This is a genomic window from Alkalibacillus salilacus, assembly GCF_030812915.1.
Taxonomy (GTDB): domain Bacteria; phylum Bacillota; class Bacilli; order Bacillales; family Alkalibacillaceae; genus Alkalibacillus; species Alkalibacillus salilacus.
Map to the genome: position 1 here is coordinate 1 of NZ_JAUSTQ010000022.1, position 19,676 is coordinate 19,676.

The 19,676-nt window shown below is 38.5% G+C and carries 19 protein-coding genes and 2 pseudogenes; 4 read left to right on the forward strand and 17 right to left on the reverse strand.

Annotated features, from left to right (window positions below):
• Nucleotides 1–94: 94 nt before the first annotated feature.
• Nucleotides 95–955 (reverse strand): annotated as a pseudogene (locus J2S77_RS14180) (AbgT family transporter); the annotation flags it as partial.
• 222 nt (nt 956–1,177) lie between these two features.
• Here J2S77_RS14180 and J2S77_RS14185 point away from each other — a divergent pair.
• Nucleotides 1,178–1,903 (forward strand): 3-ketoacyl-ACP reductase, encoded by a 726-nt coding sequence (locus J2S77_RS14185; RefSeq protein ID WP_306978438.1) that lies wholly within the window; start codon nt 1,178–1,180, stop codon nt 1,901–1,903.
• Nucleotides 1,904–1,942: 39 nt separating this feature from the next.
• Here the strand turns inward: J2S77_RS14185 and J2S77_RS14190 are convergent, their stop codons facing one another.
• The 9 genes from J2S77_RS14190 to J2S77_RS14230 form a co-directional block, all read right to left on the reverse strand.
• On the reverse strand, nt 1,943–2,215 hold the full coding sequence (locus J2S77_RS14190; RefSeq protein ID WP_306978440.1) for a DUF3219 family protein: 273 nt from the start codon (nt 2,213–2,215) through the stop codon (nt 1,943–1,945).
• A gap of 141 nt (nt 2,216–2,356) precedes the next feature.
• The gene (locus J2S77_RS14195) at nt 2,357–4,288 is read right to left on the reverse strand and encodes a sensor domain-containing phosphodiesterase (RefSeq protein ID WP_306978444.1); all 1,932 of its coding nucleotides are present in this window, start codon (nt 4,286–4,288) and stop codon (nt 2,357–2,359) included.
• A 237-nt stretch (nt 4,289–4,525) separates the two neighbouring features.
• Complete coding sequence (locus J2S77_RS14200) at nt 4,526–5,092, reverse strand: hypothetical protein (protein WP_306978445.1); 567 nt, start codon at nt 5,090–5,092, stop codon at nt 4,526–4,528.
• Nucleotides 5,093–5,308: a hypothetical protein gene (locus tag J2S77_RS14205; protein ID WP_306978447.1), complete on the reverse strand. Its 216-nt coding sequence runs from the start codon at nt 5,306–5,308 to the stop codon at nt 5,093–5,095. It lies immediately after the preceding gene.
• Nucleotides 5,309–5,377: 69 nt separating this feature from the next.
• Complete coding sequence (locus tag J2S77_RS14210) at nt 5,378–5,995, reverse strand: hypothetical protein (protein WP_306978448.1); 618 nt, start codon at nt 5,993–5,995, stop codon at nt 5,378–5,380.
• Nucleotides 5,996–6,131: 136 nt separating this feature from the next.
• Nucleotides 6,132–7,034: a metal ABC transporter solute-binding protein, Zn/Mn family gene (locus J2S77_RS14215; RefSeq protein ID WP_306978450.1), complete on the reverse strand. Its 903-nt coding sequence runs from the start codon at nt 7,032–7,034 to the stop codon at nt 6,132–6,134.
• Nucleotides 7,035–7,045: 11 nt separating this feature from the next.
• Nucleotides 7,046–7,915 (reverse strand): metal ABC transporter permease, encoded by an 870-nt coding sequence (locus tag J2S77_RS14220; protein ID WP_306978452.1) that lies wholly within the window; start codon nt 7,913–7,915, stop codon nt 7,046–7,048.
• The gene (locus J2S77_RS14225) at nt 7,915–8,673 is read right to left on the reverse strand and encodes a metal ABC transporter ATP-binding protein (protein WP_306978453.1); all 759 of its coding nucleotides are present in this window, start codon (nt 8,671–8,673) and stop codon (nt 7,915–7,917) included. The genes J2S77_RS14220 and J2S77_RS14225 overlap by 1 nt, the downstream gene beginning before the upstream one ends.
• Nucleotides 8,674–8,967: 294 nt before the next feature.
• Nucleotides 8,968–9,141 carry a hypothetical protein gene (locus tag J2S77_RS14230; protein WP_306978455.1) on the reverse strand — a complete coding sequence of 58 codons (174 nt, stop codon included), beginning with the start codon at nt 9,139–9,141 and terminating at the stop codon, nt 8,968–8,970.
• Nucleotides 9,142–9,273: 132 nt separating this feature from the next.
• Here J2S77_RS14230 and J2S77_RS14235 point away from each other — a divergent pair, with 132 nt between their 5' ends.
• Complete coding sequence (locus tag J2S77_RS14235; protein ID WP_306978457.1) at nt 9,274–9,675, forward strand: hypothetical protein; 402 nt, start codon at nt 9,274–9,276, stop codon at nt 9,673–9,675.
• 42 nt (nt 9,676–9,717) lie between these two features.
• On the opposite strand, the gene J2S77_RS14240 is transcribed toward J2S77_RS14235, so the two are convergent.
• Complete coding sequence (locus J2S77_RS14240; RefSeq protein ID WP_306978459.1) at nt 9,718–10,821, reverse strand: NAD(P)/FAD-dependent oxidoreductase; 1,104 nt, start codon at nt 10,819–10,821, stop codon at nt 9,718–9,720.
• Between the two features lie 120 nt (nt 10,822–10,941).
• Here J2S77_RS14240 and J2S77_RS14245 point away from each other — a divergent pair.
• Nucleotides 10,942–12,165, forward strand: a pseudogene (locus J2S77_RS14245) (MFS transporter); the annotation flags it as partial.
• Between the two features lies 1 nt (nt 12,166).
• On the opposite strand, the gene J2S77_RS14250 reads toward J2S77_RS14245, so the two are convergent.
• A complete protein-coding gene (locus J2S77_RS14250) occupies nt 12,167–13,051 on the reverse strand; it encodes a peptidoglycan recognition protein family protein (RefSeq protein WP_306978463.1) in 885 nt (294 codons plus the stop codon).
• Nucleotides 13,052–13,390: 339 nt separating this feature from the next.
• Nucleotides 13,391–14,374, reverse strand: a complete 984-nt coding sequence (locus J2S77_RS14255) for a ring-cleaving dioxygenase (RefSeq protein ID WP_306978465.1) — start codon at nt 14,372–14,374, stop codon at nt 13,391–13,393.
• Nucleotides 14,375–14,504: 130 nt separating this feature from the next.
• Between J2S77_RS14255 and J2S77_RS14260 the strand changes: the two genes are divergently transcribed.
• Nucleotides 14,505–15,245 (forward strand): TspO/MBR family protein, encoded by a 741-nt coding sequence (locus J2S77_RS14260; RefSeq protein WP_306978467.1) that lies wholly within the window; start codon nt 14,505–14,507, stop codon nt 15,243–15,245.
• 78 nt (nt 15,246–15,323) lie between these two features.
• Here J2S77_RS14260 and J2S77_RS14265 read toward each other — a convergent pair whose 3' ends face one another.
• The 4 genes from J2S77_RS14265 to J2S77_RS14280 all read right to left on the reverse strand — a co-directional run bounded on the left by J2S77_RS14265 (nt 15,324) and on the right by J2S77_RS14280 (nt 19,474).
• Nucleotides 15,324–16,565: a metal-dependent hydrolase family protein gene (locus J2S77_RS14265; RefSeq protein ID WP_306978469.1), complete on the reverse strand. Its 1,242-nt coding sequence runs from the start codon at nt 16,563–16,565 to the stop codon at nt 15,324–15,326.
• 12 nt (nt 16,566–16,577) lie between these two features.
• The gene (locus J2S77_RS14270) at nt 16,578–17,744 is read right to left on the reverse strand and encodes a hypothetical protein (RefSeq protein WP_306978471.1); all 1,167 of its coding nucleotides are present in this window, start codon (nt 17,742–17,744) and stop codon (nt 16,578–16,580) included.
• A 219-nt stretch (nt 17,745–17,963) separates the two neighbouring features.
• Nucleotides 17,964–19,154, reverse strand: coding sequence for a chromate efflux transporter (gene chrA, locus J2S77_RS14275; RefSeq protein WP_306978474.1), 1,191 nt, complete (start codon nt 19,152–19,154; stop codon nt 17,964–17,966).
• A gap of 14 nt (nt 19,155–19,168) precedes the next feature.
• Entirely contained in the window at nt 19,169–19,474 is a 306-nt protein-coding gene (locus J2S77_RS14280) for a PadR family transcriptional regulator (RefSeq protein ID WP_306978475.1), read from the reverse strand.
• Nucleotides 19,475–19,676: the final 202 nt, after the last annotated feature.

Genomic DNA, 19,676 nt, shown 5'->3' on the forward strand with positions numbered 1-19,676 from the left:
CCATCCCCACCTCATCGCGATAACACATAAATAATCAATGACAAGAGTTGAATTTCATTGCCATGTATTTTACACATAATTATGGACTTGACTCACGTAACGGAGCATCTGGTAACAATACCAATAGCGCAAAGCCAATTGAAGCTACAAGTAGGGAGATTCCAGCCCAGATAAGTCCTTTCACTTCAATCTTCTGTAAGTTAGTTAACTCTTCACGATAATCGCCCTTATATTCCCCAAGGCGAAGTTCAACAATTTTTTCAGTAACAAACCAACCAACTAATGTGAGTAGTAATACTGACACAACAATGAAATAATAGTTCATTGCAATATTCATTGTGTCTGCATACTCTGGATTGACAATAGAAGCCGCTTCAATCGTAATCTCACCAAGCATCGCATCAGTAGCTGATAAGAACAAGTTAGCACTGAAACCAGCAGATACACCTGCGAAGGCTGCCGCTAGACCTGCTAGCGGATGACGACCTAGCGCTGCGAAAATAAGAGCACCTAATGGTGGTAGAACAACATAACCAGCATCAGAAGCCACACTAGACATAATACCAGCAAATACTAAACCGCCAGTAATTAAGAAATTAGGGACAGACATAACAAAACCGCGTAAGGCAGCACTGATTAAGCCTGAACGTTCAGCGATACCAATTCCTAGCATAGTTGCTAGTACAACGCCTAGAGGCGCGAAACCGATAAAGTTCTCGACCATACTACCGAATAAATAGCGTATTCCCTCTTTATCTAATAAATTATTGACGGTAACTTCACTGCCGTCACCAGGGTGTTCTACTGAAATTCCAAGCGATGACACAATCGCTGAAATAACAACAACTAGAACAGCTAAGATTGCAAATAACGTAATCGGATGGGGTAGTTTATTACCGACACGTTCAATGCCATCCAAAAACTTTTGGAAAATACCACGACGTTTTTGTTCCATGATGTATAACCTTCCTTTGTGTAGTAATTTAATAATATTTAGACAATTATAGCCTTTAGACAAACGTCATTATATACGAGAAAATTGAAGATTAAAAGAGGAAATATAATTGTCCTAATAGAGTTAATATTAGTAATATTGAAGCTTTAGGCATGGCTATTTTTTGCTTTCCCTTGCTTATTGGGGTTAAACTATAGCTATAGTCGTTAAAGGAGTGAGAATATGAGTCAGAAATTGGAAGGTAAAGTCGCTTACATTACAGGCGCTAGCCAAGGAATTGGACGCGCTACAGCCATTGCTTTGGCACAAGAAGGTGTCCATGTTGGTTTAATTGCGCGACAAGAAAGCAAACTTAATGAGGTGGCCAAAGAAATTGAACAATATGGCGTAAACGCAGAGATTGGTATTGTTGATGTTTCTGACTTAGAAGCTGTTGAACAAACCATCAAAAATCTTGTCTCTAGACTAGGTACAGCTGATATCCTCATTAATAATGCAGGCATTGCGATAAGTGGTAACTTTTTAGAAACATCACCAGAAGACTGGCGACGCTTATTCGATGTCAATGTCTTTGGTATGTATCATGTAACACGTTCAGTCTTACCATACATGATGGAACAAGAACGTGGCGACATTATAAATATTTCATCAAGTAGCGGATTAAAAGGAACAGCTGGTACTTCAGCTTATAGTGCTTCTAAATTTGCTGTTCAGGGCATGTCAGAATCACTTATGCAGGAAGTGAGACCTTATAATATTCGAGTGTTTACCATGAACCCAAGCTTAGTCGCAACAGAACTACCGTTTGGAGAACAACTGGATGAGAAAAATGATCCTAAAAAGTTCATTCAACCTGAAGACTTAGCTGAATACATGGTAGCTCAACTTAAACTCAATCAACGCATGTTTATTAAACAATCACTTCAATGGGCAACAAATCCATTCTAACTAACAATCCCCGCTTGTAATTTACAAGCGGGGATTGTTTTACGTTTCAATTAACTCAACGTGGAAATCACCTACATTACCTTCTACATATAAATTTGTAAATGATGTGTAATAGCGATGAATAGTAACGTGTTGATCGATTCGCTCACTAGGAATCTTAACTCGAAAATCATTTTCATAAAATAAAACAGTTATATCATGATAGTCTTCATGTGTGACTTGGAAATCCAGTTTGATTAGTTGCTTGTCTTTATGCTCCGTCAATTCATATTGATCAACATTTATAAGCATGTCATTAATATAAACTTGCATCGATGCTCCTCCTTTATGGTACATTGTTTCAATCATAATCTAAAACAAACATAACCGTAAAATCATGTGTTTTTGACTTGTTCTTCTCAGGGGGCTCGACATAAAAAAGCTGACGAAAAACTTAACGTCAGCTTTGTCTCATTATTGTCTTGTTAATTCCGCACATGATCCGATCACTTCTAAAACTTTATCATTGTACATAACAGGCTTCAATTGCATGATAAAAGAAATGCCATTTAATTCTGACTCAAAATGAACATCCTCTCCAAGCCATGCTAACTCATAATAATAATTAATCATCTGCGCCTTCTCAAAAGGTAAAAAATCATATAATGTATAACCAACCACTTCTTCTGACTCGTAGCCGAACTTACGCATTAATTCACCTTCACATAAGGTGTGAACATACCCACTTTGTGTCTTAATATATTTAAAAGTCATGCCCAATTGGCGTTCAAGGGTATTCTTCAAATCATCTTGAGCTGCTTTTAATTCAGCTTCCATTTGTTTCTTTTTCGTAATATCTCGGGAAACAACCACAATTTGTTCAACGGTTCCATCTTCACTGATAACGGGATTCCCATGCGCTTCAATCCAAACAACCTTACCACTTTTCGTATTCAGACGAAGTTCCGTTGATTGCGCTTCATGTTTATCGAATATACGATCAAAGACACCAAAAGCATGCCCGACATCTTTTGGGTCGATAAATGACATAATGTTCTGTTGTAAGATAACTTCTTGTTTAACTTGAAAAGCATCTTCATTAGAAGGTGATGCGTAATCGATACTTCCCCCTCGATTCACCACCACAACTAAATCCGACATGTTTTCTGTAATAAGTCGATACTTCTTTTCACTTTCAATCAACTTTTGTTCTAACTCTTTCTGCCTTGACATATCTTTGATCACACTATATATTCCTACGATTCGCTCACCTAGTAACATTGGAAAACAAACCGCATTCGTCGGAACATAATGACCATCACTATGTATTAATTCTAGCTCAACTGCTTCTGGCGTTTCACCGTTCAGTACTTCTCTAAAATGTCTAAGAGCCTTAAATTGATCTGAATCACAAATAAAGTCAGCTAAATGTGAATCGACAACATCTTCTTGCTTAAGACCAAGCATATGTTGGATTGTTGGATTCACACTAATGACATATCCCTCTAGGCTGAAGGAACAAACAAGGTCAGGATTCTGTTCGAACAATGATTTAAAACGATGATCATTCATTTGTGCGGATTTAATATTAATATGTTTTTCTAAACGATAAATGAGTTCTTTAGAGTAGGATTCTGTTTGTTTGATCAATGCTTGATAGTCATCGAATAACATCGGTTTACTAAACAAAAATCCTTGAGCCACATCACAGGAATGCAAAGATAAAAATGTCACAACTTCTTCCGTTTCTACCCCCTCGGCTACTACTTCTAAGTCTAAATTATGAGATAACTCAATCATATTTTTAACAACAGTTGATTCTTTTTGGTTATAAGGTATATCTTGCATAAATGACCGGTCAATCTTAACCGTTGTAATCGGAAGATCACGAATATATCTAATCGTAGAATTGCCTTTACCAAAATCATCGACCGCGATACGGATTCCAGTACGTTTTATTTCTTTTAAAGTTTCAATCGTCTGGTCGATATGATTCAGCATTACATTTTCAGTGATTTCAATTTCTAACAAACTCGGATCTAATCCGGTCTGATTTAGCGTATCAAGAATCAATTGGTATAATTCTGTTGATTCAAAGTCAAGCGGTGAAATATTAACGGACATAACAGTTTTCGGAAAACCTTGATCATGCCAGGCTTTATTCTGCCGACACGCCTCATATAGAACCCATTTGGTTATCTCAGTTATAGTACCATTCTGTTCCGCTAAAGGAATAAATTCAGCTGGTGAAATCCATCCATATTCCGGGTGATTCCAACGAATTAAAGCTTCAACGCCTACGACGTGACCTGTATTCAAACTTAATTTCGGCTGATAGACAAGCCTAAATTGCCCTTGTTTAATAGCATGTTGGAGATGATCTTGTTCTAGTGATAAATTAAGCAATCTTGTCACCTCAATTTCCACGGCACTAACTTAATCAATCTTTATGAAGCATAGTTCAGTTATAATCTACATTCATTATTAAGAGGTTAACCGTGCACAATTTAGTAAACTTAAAAATTGGTAAAATCAATAATGATAGGACGAAACGATTAAAAACTACTAATTATTAGTCATTATTATACCAATATTCGACAAAAATAAAAATAGATTTCCTACACTCTATTCAATTTTTTACAATTATTTAAGCTTAATAGGCACTGAAGCCTCTTCTTCTGCCAGATCATCATGCACAATAACTTCACCTTCACCTGACGCCATGGTTGAAGTGATCGTGAGATTGAGTTCAATCCCAGTCCATTCTCGTTCACTTGGCGTTTGTGTAAACCAATCTTCCTCAATCTGTGTTTCTTCTATCGTATTTCCATCAGCATCTATTAGTTCTACTCTCACCGACCCAACAGCTTCGTAACGGATCATACCTTGAATAGAAAACGTGTCGCTAATGCTTTCTCCTTCTTGTGGTGTTTGAAGCTGGAAATTCTCCGTTCTAGCTATTTGATCGGAAGAACTATTTGTTTCATCATTACTTTCGCTAAAGTTATCCTGTACTGTTTCGTCTTGACGTTCCTGTTGTAATTCTCTCGTTTTTTCTTCTAGTTCTTGCTGAAGCTTTTCTATTTGTTCATTTTGATCTTGGATTTGTTCCGTTAATTGTTCGACTTGTGCTTCGTTATTTGGTTCCTCATTGCTCTGGCAAGCCACAAGTATGATACTTAGACTAATCAAAGAAACCCATTGTTTCAACTACTCATCCTTCCCTTCTCGATGTTTAACTAAATCTGTAATATATACCACAGCGCCAATCATTCCTATGAACCAAAAAATCAAACTAACCACTTGGTATTGATTGAGCCATAAAGTGAAAATACTTTCAATCACGACGAATAAAATTGCTCCAATAATAAATGTATAAAGTCCAATCCTTCCATATCGACTTGTTGGTTTTAATCGTTCAAACATATTTAATCTCCTTACATTTCTTCTGAATAAGACTTCATTAAATGAATGTATTATATAGTAAAATATCGCCTAGTTATTGTTGTCTTCAATTTCGACGAGCTGAGATTGATTGAACTCTTCTGGTGTGATGAATTTTTGGCCGAACACAATTTCAGCTAAATTCGTTACAAATCCTACGCTACCAACTACATACACGTCATCCGTACTAGGCTTCCAATAGGCATTGATATTAATCATATCTGGTTCTCCATTAGCAGTTTCGTATTCTTCATCTAAACTCAACGCTCGAATAGACGAACCATTATGTTCAATTTGATAAATTTCTTGTTCTTCAAAAGGAATCGTGAAGGTATAATCACCAAATTCAAAGGCTGCTTCTCCATCTCCTTCTATCGCTTTCGTATCCTCCATATGCCTTAATTCTGTTAATGTAATCGCCATTGAACCTGTTACGTCAGACTGATTTAAGTCCAAATTCATTTTACTGGCTAAGGCTGTTTCAAAATCCGCTTGATCTTGATTACGTTCCATTAATAGGTTTTCATTAATTTCAGCACCAAATTGCCAGCCTGTATCATTAACATCCGTTAAAACATTAAGCGGATCTGAATAAGCATCTACAATAGTTAAGCTTCCCCAAACTAACCCAAATGAAAGTGAAAAAATAGAAAGTATACGATAAACCATAACTTTAACTCCTCTTTTAAATTCCGAATTAACTTCTATTGTAACAAGTTTTATTTTCAAATGGGAAAATTTTAGTTGTTTAATCATATAGAAAAACCACTTTAAACCTCATCGTTTAAAGTGGTTTCCAGTCATATTATTCACTTAAAGCATTCGTGATCGCACGAGCGTTAACTTCCATCATTTCGTAGTAAGTGTCAACTGAGCTATCGATTGGTAAGCCATCTGTATACAAACCTTGGTCATAAATCGGTACACCTGAATCATGTGATACTGACTCCATATGCACTGGATTAGCAGTAGATTCTAAGAACACATAAGGTGCTGAGGTGGTCTGTAATCGATCAACTAAATCAGCAACTTGACGAGGTGTCCCTTCTGAGTGCGAGTTCAACTCCCAAATACCTGTTGTTTCGTAACCATAAGCATCACCAAAATATACAAAAGCATTTTCACTTAATACAATGGAACGTTGATCTTTAGGAACAGATTCGGTTTTATCACGAATAGTTTCATCCAAAGTATCTAATCTTTCCTTATACTTAGCTGCATTTTCTTCATAGATATTGGCGTTAACTGGGTCTATTTCACTTAAGTGCTCGACAGCCTTGTCGACATATAATTTAACATTATCTGGATCCAACCAAGCATGGGGATCATGCACGCCTTCAGAGACCTCAATCGGCTCTACCTCTTCAGTTAATTCAACAATGGGTGTATCAGAAACATTCTCAACAAGAGATGAAATCCATTGTTCTAAATTTAATCCATTAACAAAAAAGACATCCGATTCACTGACACTTCGTAAATCGCTTGGTACTGGCTCATATTCATGAGGATCTCCTCCATTTGGAACAATATGATCAACTTCTGCTTTATCTCCTGCAACATTCTCCACTATATCTGCCAAAATAGAAAAGCTTACTGTAATATGAACTTTATCCTCATCACTAGTTTCTTCTTCATCTGATGGCGAGCAAGCTGTAAACACTACCATTAACAAGGTCATGAAACCTATTATATATTTTCTCTTTACCATAACGATCACCATTATGATGCATGTTGTGCTGAACGGTCACGAAACCAACGCACAACAAGCCCTTGTTTTGGTGAGAAGAAGAAGGCAAACATAAACATAATGGTTGCCACTATAACCATAGATGCTCCTGTTGCTACATCATAAATATACGAATAGAAAACACCTGTAACAGCAGAAATAACACCGAATGTGGCTGATAACACCAACATAACAGGTAATCGATCAGTTAATAAATAAGCTGTTGAACCAGGTGTGATTAACATAGCAACAACTAAAATAATACCTACTGTGTTGAGAGAAGCCACAGTCACAAGTGATAAGACAAACATGAGCATGTAATGAATTAGTTTGGTTGGTACACCAATTGCTTTCGCCATCGTAGGATCAAATGTACTAACTATTAGCTGTTTGTAAAACAAAAAGACGAACGCAATAACCGCAATCGTGATTCCAAAAGTCATCCACAAATCACCGATAGATACAGCAAGAACATTACCAAATAAAATATGCCAAATGTCCACTTCCATACTTCCAATAGCGGTAATTAAAATAACCCCTATCGCAAACATACCTGACAATAAAATACCAATCGCTGAATCATCTTTGATTTTACTATTTTGCGATATATAACCTATTCCAAGTGCTGTTAAAACACCTGTTATAACCGCGCCAATGAAAAAACTGATACCGACCATATAGGCAATCACAACACCAGGTAACACTGCGTGCGAAATGGCGTCTCCCATCAGTGCCATTCCACGTAAGATAATAAAACAACCGACAATCCCACAAACAATTCCGACTAGAATTCCTGCCATAAGTGCATTTTGTAAAAACGGATAGTTCGCTACTCCTGAAATGAAAAATTGTATGTTTTCCATTATTTAACCACCACCATATCATCACTATTATTTCCTTTAATAGTGGCAACTTGCCCTTCATAGGCTTCGCTAATCAATTGAGGTAAAAACACATCCTGAAGTTGACCAAATCCAACTAACCGTTGATTCAGTAGCATCAAACGATCAAAATACTCTTCTACTTTACTTAAATCATGATGAACAATAAATAAAGTTTTACCTTGATCACGAATTTGACGCAATAAATCGATAATAATCTGTTCAGATGTTAAATCAATACCTGAGAATGGTTCATCTAGGAATAGTAAGTCAGCTTCTTGTGCTAAAGCTCGCGCGATGAACACCCGCTGTTGTTGGCCACCGGACAATTCACCGATTTGTCTTTTGCGATATGACTCCATTCCTACTTGACGCAAGCTTTCAATCGCTTTTTCACGATCTTGTTTGCCAGGACGTTGCCACCATTTCATATGTGGATAACGTCCCATGATCACCACATCTTCTACTAATATAGGAAAATCAAAATCAATCATATTACGTTGCGGCACATATGCAATATCTGAACGTACTTCATTAATAGGTTGATCAAACACGCGAATGGTCCCCTGATTCACGGTCACCATTCCCATAATGGCTTTCATTAACGTCGATTTTCCTGCACCGTTTGGCCCGATAATCCCGATAATTTCTTGCTTAGGCGCTTGGAACGATATATCTTTTAATGCCCATTCACCGTGATAAGCCACTGATAAATGGTTAATATCTACTGAACTATTCATATCACTTGCCTCCTTTGGCGCTCATTCATTTATTTTGTATACATGCACATTTTTTTACCTAGGGCAAATTCTTAGTATATTATAATGCTGAAAAGGTAAAAATAGCAACCATTTTGCACAAATTTTTTCTGGCAATTTTGAAAGCTTGACACAAAAAAACAGCTCCTTCTTAAGTTGACCATAATCCTATCAACCGAGAACAAGCTGTGGTTTAATGTTTAGATTTTAATAATAAAGAAAAGAAACTGACATATGCTTGGAATGGATATTTATTTCGATCGCATCCCAATACAATTATTTGGACTGTTTCACTTTATTCCACAAATTGTATGCTACAATATAACCAATCAATCCACCAATAAGCATACCGATCCACCATGACCAATCAAACTCGTGTGTGAGTATACCTTGGAGAAGAAAAACAACTGTAAATCCAATTAAAATGCCTAATAGTACTGTATGCTTCATCATCTTTGCCCCATTTGTTTAAAATTAATCATAACTTTAGTTTTTAACGCATCACTTAACAAACTACCATTAGTCAAAATTTAATTATTTTTGCTTGATGCTATGAATATCATAATCTTGGAGGAATTAAAAATGGACTTTTTCACGCGCTTTCTCACAGCGATTTTATCAGCCGTTATTTTTTCAATTGGGACGACCTTATGGTTAACCGATTGGGTTAATCCCTTTTGGATGGAGGCATTTGTTGTCGGATTATATGCTTTTGGTTCCCTATTCTTTGCCGGAATTCCTTACTCATATTTAGCCGATTGGATCATGTCGAGACTTAATCGGTCTAATTACTGGGGAAATCTATTACTCTATGCATTGGGCGGTTTGATCACGAACCCTTTTATATTGCTTTTAATGTTAGATCAAGGTTTTATTTTTGATGCAAGAGCATTCGCAGTTTTAGGCATAATAGCAGCACTTATTTTCTACCATGTGAAAGTCAGCCTTACGTGGGGCATGAAAAAATTAGGATATGAATACTAACTTGTCATTCTATACAACAACCCCACCCTACAACTTATTGTGTCATCCATGTTCACTGGGATCAAAATTCTCTTGGGCTAACACAGTCGGATGTCCTAATAAATGACGTGTGATTTCTGCTCCAATAAACGGCCCACTTGTCATACCTGATGCTCCGAGTCCATTTGCCACGTAAATCGATGGGTTGTGAGGTAAAAAGCCATAAACAGGCCTATTTTGATTGGTTTGTGGTCTAAAGCCGACTTTAGCATCAATAAAATGTGCTTCTTTCAAACCAGGTGCAAATTTGAACGCAGCTTTTAAAATCTCTTGAATACTCTCTGCATCAACTGTCGGTTTAAAATCGTGATTATCACGATGCTCAGCTCCGACTGAAACGATACCGTTTTTAAAACCAACGATATACTTGTTATTCGGAAGCATCACGACTGGCCAATCTTCCGTTTGGTATTCGAGTAGTTGGAGCTGCACGATTTGTGTTTTTGTCGACTTAATATCTAAATGATCTTCAGACTTATTTAAGAAAGATGATGCCCATGCGCCGTTCGTAATAATCAGTTGATCGGCTTCTATTCTTTCACCATTAACGGTCAATGTATGCCCATCATTGTTAAGGCTTGCTTCTCCTTTGATTAAATGTGCTCCATGAAACTCAGCCCCTTTTAATAGGGCATCACGAAAAATAGCTCCATTGACACGTCCGCCACCAGTGATTTTAACAGCTCCCATATTCTTAGTCATGACAGGCGTTGATTCTGCTACAGCTTCATCAGATAATTGAAGAACCTCCCCTATTTCTGGAGCTTCTTTCTTCCTTTCAATCGTGTCATCCACCATCTTCGCCAATTTATCTTCACTTTTATGTAAATGAAGTGATCCAACTTGTCTATAACTCGTGTCTTGAATACCGAGTAAATTCAGTTCAGCAGTAAGTTCATGATAATAGGCTGCGCCATGCTTTAATAATTGATATAACGTATCATTTTGCTTTTGTGATAACCATGGACTAATGATTCCTGCTGCTGCACGAGTCGCTTCACCATTATTCGGATAGTCAATAATCGTGACTTTTTGATTTGCTTTAGCTAAATGGTAAGCAACTGAAGAACCTAAAATACCAGCGCCGACCACGAGATAATGAGTCATATTAATCTCCTTTGCATCTTATATCTTGTTATAGTTTAACAGGATGAAAGTCATCCTAAAAGTCAATAACCCTTTATCTATGTTATGATAGCCTGAAATACATAAACGAAAGGACAATTCACCATGACAGAAGCCCAAGACCAACTACGGAACAATAAACCATTTTTACTCGTCTGGACCGCTGGAATTTTTGCGATGCTTGGCTTTGCGATGTTGTTCTTAACAACGTCGTGGTTTGTCATTGATATTTTAGAACGTCCAGCGCTTGTTGGCGTTGTCCTTATGATGATCACTATACCACGTGTTATAATGATGATTTTAGGCGGGGTCATTGCTGATCGTGTAAAGAAATCACAAATTATGTTTATCACAAACTTATTACAAACCGTATTAATTAGTGCGATGGCTGTCTTCATTAGTCTTGATCAACTCGGAATCATCGGTTTGTTTGTGATCACTTTTTTATTCGGATTTTTAGATGCCTTTTTCTACCCTGCTGTGACAGCTTTAATTCCTAATTTGGTAGGTCATCACAATATTCAACGTGCTAACTCACTCTTTCATGGTTCAATTGAACTCATGTTTATGTTTGGACCTGTCATTGCAGGTGCCCTTCTCACGATTTCTACATTTGGTGTGACTGTGTCAGTTGCAGCTTGTTTCGTCGCTTTATCAGTTATCTTCGTCTACCCTGGCTTTATCCAAGACGCAAAACCTACTGGTCAAACTGAATTACGTGAAGTTAAAAACGATTTTATTCTAGGCTTGCGCTACATAAAAGATTCACCGATTATTTCATCGGGGATTATGACGATTAGTGCTGTTAACTTATTTGTGATTGGACCTATTATTATCAGCTTTCCATTAATTATTGATTCGATCGAGGGTTCAGCCTTTCAACTAAGTATGCTTGAAGTTGGTTTATCAGTGGGAACTTTCTCTGGCAGTATCATTGTTTACCGGTTAGCAGCAAGCAGTCGGCGTGGTCGAATGATTTTATTAACCCTAATCATGACGATGGTCGGCTTTTTAATCTTTAGTCAAATGACGATTTTACCAGCTCTCATGATTTTAGCTGCGATCGTTGGTTTTGCGGCAATGATAGTTTATTTACAATCTTTAAGTGTTATTCAAGAATATACGACTTTTGATAAACAAGGGCGTGTGATGAGTATTGCTACCGTTGCTTCTGAAGGATTTGCCCCTATCGCGTTTGCTTTTGTCTCGCTGTTTGTCGGCTTTGGATTATCCATCCACACCGTTCTAGCTGCAACAGCCACTATTGGTCTATTAACTAGCATCATTCTCGTTGTGAAAGCAACTTCATTAAAAAAAGCGCGTTAACTTAAGTTAACGCGCTTAACATGGCTGCTCTTGTATTAGGACCATAGATTCCATCGACTTCATTCGGAACAAACTCATTCTGAAATTGTATGATCGCTTCTTCTGTTTTCGGTCCATAAATTCCATCAATAGGACCTGGCGAAAATCCTAATTCATCTAATGTTGATTGGATTCGGTTTACTTCACTGCCTTGACTCCCTCTTTGGTAAATCCCATTAGGAAGTGTACGTTTACTGTTTAATATACCACGTGTGTCTGGTCCAACGATGCCATCTACTGTAATATTTCCATCCCGTTGTAATGATTTAACAGCTTCTTCTGTCTCTCTTCCAAATATCCCGTCAGCTCCATATTGAGACAAATCATAACCTCTGTTTATTAATGTCTCCTGCAACTGCTTTACCTCATCTCCTTCGTCACCTAAACGTAATAACCTAGTTCCCTTCTCATTACTCAAACTAGAACGCACAGCATCCATATCGATACCCGGACACTGTGTGCCACCGCCTGCTAATTCACGATGGCCGACAATATCACTTACCTCAAGTTCAAATTGATCCATCAATGTGTTTACTCGCTCAGCAAATATACGCTCCTGCTCATCATTAAATGATCCTCGGCCTACTAGACAAATATGATAGGAATCGCTATTATGCCCTTTAACACCATTTGCGATTACATTCCAGTCATAGCACCTTTGAACAGTACCATCCCTCAAAATAATTTCATGATAGCCACCAGTTTCCCAGCCTTTCGAACGCCAATAGCGCTCGAATGTATTAACATTACCGGAAGTTGTCGCACTATGATGTCGCACAATATGATTGACTGCTTCACGCTTGGTATTTCCACCCATTGTTTGTCCACGCAAATCACGGATCTTCACATTTTCACCTCCCCTAACTTTACTTATGCTAGTAAATTACAATTGAAACAACATCAGTCTACTGATTCTTAAAATGTTGCCCCATTTTATAATCGAGCTACAGTGTCTATAAGTAATAGGATTTTTACTTATAAACGAAAAAAGAACCTGCTCTGTTACATATGTAACAGTGTTAGGGGAATTTAGCAGGCATATCAAAAAGTATTCGATTGACTTACAAATCACTTGTTGGGGGTGATCTGTATATTTATAATGTCTGGTTTGTTATAACTTCTCTGTAATCTAGTTCACAATAAAAAAAGTCCCTTCAAACAGATGCTTGAAGGGATGAATAGCTACTTATTCATATTCTTTTTCGAAATTAATCGTACTACGAACTGTATCTATATGACGAACTTGTGCTTCAATTTCTTCACGCTTATCTTCATAAAATGGTGGTAAAGCGAGTTCTTCACCAAGTGTTTCATATGGTTCATCGCCCATAAATCCAGGACCATCCGTTGCTAATTCAAATAAGATTTGAGGTGCAACACGAGCATAAAGTGACTGGAAATAGAAACGGTCGACAAGCCCTGAGTTCGGCAGGCCGACTTGGTTATAGACATCGAGCCACTGCTTAAGAGCATCTTCGTCAGGGACACGAAAGGCTGCATGGTGGACGGTTCCATAACCTTGGCGTGCTTGTGGCAACTCATTATTATGCTCAATAATCACTTGCGCGCCATTACCACCTTCACCCGCTTCGAATAAATAAAAGTCATCTGCTTGAGCAATTTCTGTGAATCCGTAAACACGCTCTAGGACAAGCTTAATCCGTTCAATTTCCGACACGCGAACATGTAACGGCCCAAGTCCTGTAATCGCGTATTCTAACGGAATGGGTCCATCTTGCCATGGTGTACCTGATGCGACACCTTCATTATGCTCATCGGAAATAAGCTGATATTGTTGGTCATCGAAGTCTACAAATGGCAGTACTTGCTTACTGAATTGTGTTTGGATCCCATCATGCTCAACACCTAAGCGATCAAACCGTTTCACCCAGTAATCAAGCGCTTCGTCACTTGGCACTCGGAATGAAGTTAAGAAAATCTCATCCGTTCCGTGACGCCCTTTTGGAACACCTGGGAAATCGAAGAACGTCATATCCGTACCTGGACTTCCTTTATCATCAGCAAAAAACAAATGATACGTCTGAATATCATCTTGATTGACTGTCTTTTTGACTAATCGCATGCCTAATGTGTATGTGAAAAACTTATAATTTTCTTCTGCACTGCTTGTAATCGCTGTAACATGGTGCATGCCACGTAAACCTTCCATAGGATTAATGCCTCCATTTCAATTTATCTTGAATTTAAAATAATTATAACAGGTATTCCCTCTGTTTTCAAAACATAACCTCGTCCTATTTATCATAACTTATACTATACTAGGGTGAAAGGGTGGTCGCATGGGGCTGAAATTACTTAACCTGATGATGCTATTACTTATGCTCGGATTTAATTTATTCGCAAATCTTCTACCATTAAATGGACAAACTACTGGAGAAATCTCTGATCGATTAAATGTGTTATTAATACCTGCTGACTATACATTTGGCATATGGGGATTAATTTATGGTGCATTAATTGTCTGGGTAATTATGCTGTTTATCAGTCAAAATGGTGATCGCGTCACACAATCACTTGGCTATAGTTTAATTGTTAGTCATATCTTCAACATGGCGTGGCTCGTTTTCTTTCATTATGAATGGTTTGGCTTAGCTTTACTTGCAATTATCGCATTATGGTTCAGTTTATTAGTAAGTTACCGTAGAATTTCCAACACTAATGTAAGAGAAGCTTGGCGATTCCCAATATCAATTTACTTAGCTTGGGTTACGGTCGCTACTTTAATTAGTATTGCCATTGTGATCAACGTGAATGATTGGTTCACATGGGTTCCTCCAGTTATTGGAACACTATTTTTCATATGGCTCGCAGCTATTTCTGCGATCATCGGTTTAGGTCGAACAGGCGATATTTGGTTTCCGATCGTTATGATTTGGGCACTAATAGGAATCACGATTAATCGATTAGAGTATCCTGTCATTGCTTACAGTTCACTCTGTATTGCTGGTTTACTAGCGGTTGTGATCATCAGTTTCTATTTCACACAACAAAAAGCCAGCCGTAAAGAAACGACTGACTAGAGTTAAAAAATATTCGTTAGCAGGATTGTGAAAAACTCGTCGTCTTACTAACAATCCTGCTTCTATTTTAAGAAAAACTTAACGTGCATCCTTCTCGACTTGACCGTCTTTCATAACATAGCGAATATAATCGTGGTTCTGGAGTTGGTCCAATTCTTCAACTGGATTGCCCTTCGTAACCACAACATCAGCAAGTTTACCAACTTCTAGCGTTCCCACTTGATCGCCCCAACCAAGACATTCAGCGGCATTTTTCGTGGTCATGACGATCGTATCCATCGCATCAACACCAGCTTCATTCATTAAAGCTAATTCACGCAAATTAGTACCGTGTTTCATCACGCCTGCATCGGTTCCCATTGCGATTTTGACACCTTTATCATAGGCAAGCTTAACGCTTTTACGATGAGATTCGATCACTTCCTTCGTCTTATCAACCGCGGATTGTGGCATACCTTTCTCATCTGCTGTTTCTAATACGGATACAGGAGCTAGTAATGTTGGTACTAAATAGGTGCCATTTTCGACCATTAAATCAGCTGCCTCATCGTCGACAAATATACCGTGTTCAATCGAGTGAATCCCTGCACGCACAGCATTTTTAATCCCTTCAGAGCCCTGTGCGTGAGCCATCACTTTTACACCATTACGATATTGACCTTCTTGAACAATCGCTTCTAATTCTTCTGGTGAGAATTGGGTGAATGTCGGATGATCTGTCGGACTTAACACACCGCCTGTCGCATGAACTTTCAACACTTCAGCTCCAGCGCGTAGCATTTCTCTTGCCTTTTTTCTCACTTCAGCAACGCCGTCACAGCGCCCATCTGGCATGCCGCGAAAATCTGATGGCTGGATATCAAGTACATCACCATTTAATTGTGTTCCATCACCGTGACCACCTGTAATCGTTAAAGCATTAATACTTAGTTGCATTCGCGGTCCAGCCACTAACCCATTTTGGACAGCTTTTTTAACACCTAAGTCTGTACCAAGTGCATCACGCACTGTTGTCACACCAGCGTTCAGTGTTTCTTTCATATATTCTTGAACTTGGAAATATCGGTACGAAAACGGCGTTGTCAGTCGCTCAGATAATGGTGAGTATTCCATCATCATGTGAACGTGTGTATCAATAAATCCAGGTAGGATAGCTCCTCCTTCTGCGTCAACAACTACTTCATCACCTATAGCTTGATAGTTAGATTTTGGACCCACATAGTCAATTTTATTTCCATCAACGACAACAACTTCCCCTTTACGTGGAGCACCTCCGTGTCCGTCAATAACCAGTCCATTTTCAATGATTGTTTTAGTCATAATTTTTCCTCCTTAAAGTGTTTGAATGAGAATACCTGCAATAACGACAGATGCCATCGTGACTGTTGTAAAGCCACCAATTAACATCGGCGAAAGCAACTCATCAAATATCATTTTCTCTTCTTCTTTGTTACGTGCTGTACTTCGACTTACTTCCTCGCAAACGATATAATCGCCCGGAAACCCAAATAATGCTGTAAGTGCCACTGGCATTCCTTTAAATGGATGCCAACCAACTAGTTTCGATGCTAACCAACCTCCAAAGGCAATGCTCGCTGTACCGACAAGTAAAATAGTTAAAATAGCAGGGAGATTTTCTACGACTTGCATTGGTGTCACGTCTGCCATAGTTCCGATGACGACGAAGATAATAGCAATCATCGTCATTGTAAAAGAGTTCGCATGACGTAATGACTCATGTTGATAGAAACCAACCTTCAAACCTGTGATTCCAATAGCTAGTGACCATAAACTGTAATGAATCGGAGTCAGTTCGCTTAATGCAATCGCGATCGCACCACCAACGAAGACGCTGAATAGTCGTATGACTTGAGATTTTCCTACAGCTGATGATTCCTGACCAGTCACACTGTCGCCTTCTTTTTTCACTGGAACAAAAGTCCCTGCGTCAATTTTTTCTTTGATAATAGTTGCATAACGGCGCATGAAATTAAGTGCTAGTGGCATACCAAGTAACCCTTGGAAAGCCACAACAAGTGCAGGAATAACGACTATTGCGGATAAACCAATTTCGGTTAATTTTTCAGAAGTAATAATAAGTGCAACGACGCCTCCACTAAGCGGTCCTACTCCTGCAACCGCTGTTTGATAATCAAACAATAAAGTAACGACACTGATCACAATCACACCTGCGATTAAAATTCCAGCAAGCCCAATAAAGACAGCTTTATATTGAACTTTTAAGACTGATAACGGCATCAACGTGCCCATATGTACAATTGCCACTGCAATTAAAATATTTCCGAGTGCAGCAAACTGTGATCGATCCAAGATGTCTTCTGGAAAAATACCTGTCCAGACGAGTATTAAATAGCCGACCATAGCTGTTAATAGCATAGGTACTCGCGCTCGTGTTTTAATGGACAGCCACTCACCGAAAGCAATGAGTGCAAAAACGAGTGTTGTTGCAATAAGTGGTTGATTTAAAAGTTGTTCCAATATGAATCCCTCCTGATGTTTTAAAGATGACTATATCACTCGATTTCACGGGTGTCCATATCGTTTTCAGATTATTATTACAAGTCTAATAACTGAATAATAATTCATTGTCGACAACTCCTCGCTTGTCGCGTGAACGTAAACGCTTACACACTTTGTAAAAATTCGCAATTTTCAATTAAATATTTTAATTAAAAAACACGCCCATAACGGACGTGTTTAGCTTATAAACTGTATAATATATCCACCGACAACACCTAGTAGTACAATCATCCAAGCTGGTACTTTCCAAATGTTTAAAAGCGCGAATAAAATGACGGCTAACGCGAAGTCGGGCGCGTTCATGATTGAACTGCTGACAACAGGATCATAAAACGCAGCTAATAAGATTCCAACTACACTTGCGTTGACGCCCATGAGTACGCCTTGAAATGATGAGCGTTGACGTAATGTGTTTAAAAACGGCAGCGCAGCAAGTAATAATAGAAATGATGGTAAAAACATCGCAATGGTTGCGACTACTGCCCCTGTGACGCCTTCCATGATTGTTCCAAGATAACTGGAGAAAGTGAACAGTGGGCCTGGAACAGCTTGCGCCATACCATAACCAGCTAAAAATTCATTCGCTGAGAGTAAACCTTGTGGAACAACTTCTCGCTCAAGCATTGGCAAGACAACGTGCCCGCCACCGAAAACAAGTGAACCAACACGGAAGAAGATATCGAATATGTTCAAGAACGGATTATCAATTACTCGGTTTAATAAAGGCGTCACGATTAAAATCGTCACGAGTGTACCGAGAGACGCGATCCCTAATTTTTTCGAAATATTAAACGAAAATGGTTGAACTTTGGATTCCGCCTTGTCTTTGAAAAAGGCAAAGCCAATCAGTGCAGCCGCTAAAATGACAAGAATTTGCATCCAAGCTGATGGATACAGAAGCATAATCGCTGCGGCGACAATCGCAATCGCTAACCTTGATTTATCAGGCGTTAATTTTTGACCAAGTCCGATAAGTGCGTGTAACACCACAGCCGCGGCGACAATTTTCAAGCTTGCGATAAACCCTGCATCATCTAAGCTGAATGTTTGGTACATAAGCGCAAATACGATTAAGACAATCACAGATGGTACCGTAAAACCAAACCATGAAATTAAGCCACCGATGATACCGCCTCGGAGCATCCCGATCGAAATCCCTACTTGTGAACTAGCTGGTCCCGGTAGAAACTGACAGAGTGCAATAATATCGGCATACATTTTATCATCGAGCCATTTGCGTCGGTCGATGTATTCGTCTTTAAAATAGGCTAAATGTGCAACGGGTCCTCCGAATGAAGTTAACCCAAGTTTTGTAGAGATTAATAGGATTTCGAGCCACGTTCTAATTCTACTCCTCTGTTCTTGCATATAAACGCCTCCCTTTATGTGATTTCTTTAAATAGTTCGTAGGCTTTCTCACGTGCTTCTTGTAAAATGTAAGCCCCTTTTTCTGTAGTTGTATAATATTTGCGGATTTTCCCCTCGACATTGCGTTCTTCTTTAGCAAGCAGGCCGTCTGCTTCCATCGAGTGTAAAATAGGATAGAGCGTGCCAGAACTAATGTCATATCCGTGTTCTTTTAACTCCTCAACCATCCAGGCCCCATAGATTGGATGCTCTGCTGCATGGTGCAAAATGTGAATGTGAATAAATCCGAGAAACAATTTACGTAAGACCTTGTCTTCCATAGCAACCCTCCTTTTATGATGATATCGAAATTCGATATCGACATTATATAATGGGGGTATTGATTGATTCAATACGGTTTGTTGAAACTTTACATGATCTTTACAAGATTTGATAGAGTCCATATAATTGTGTAAAAAGGGTCATTTTCCTCTCCACATGGTACAATGTTTTCAACCACAAAAACGATTACCAGGAGGAGAG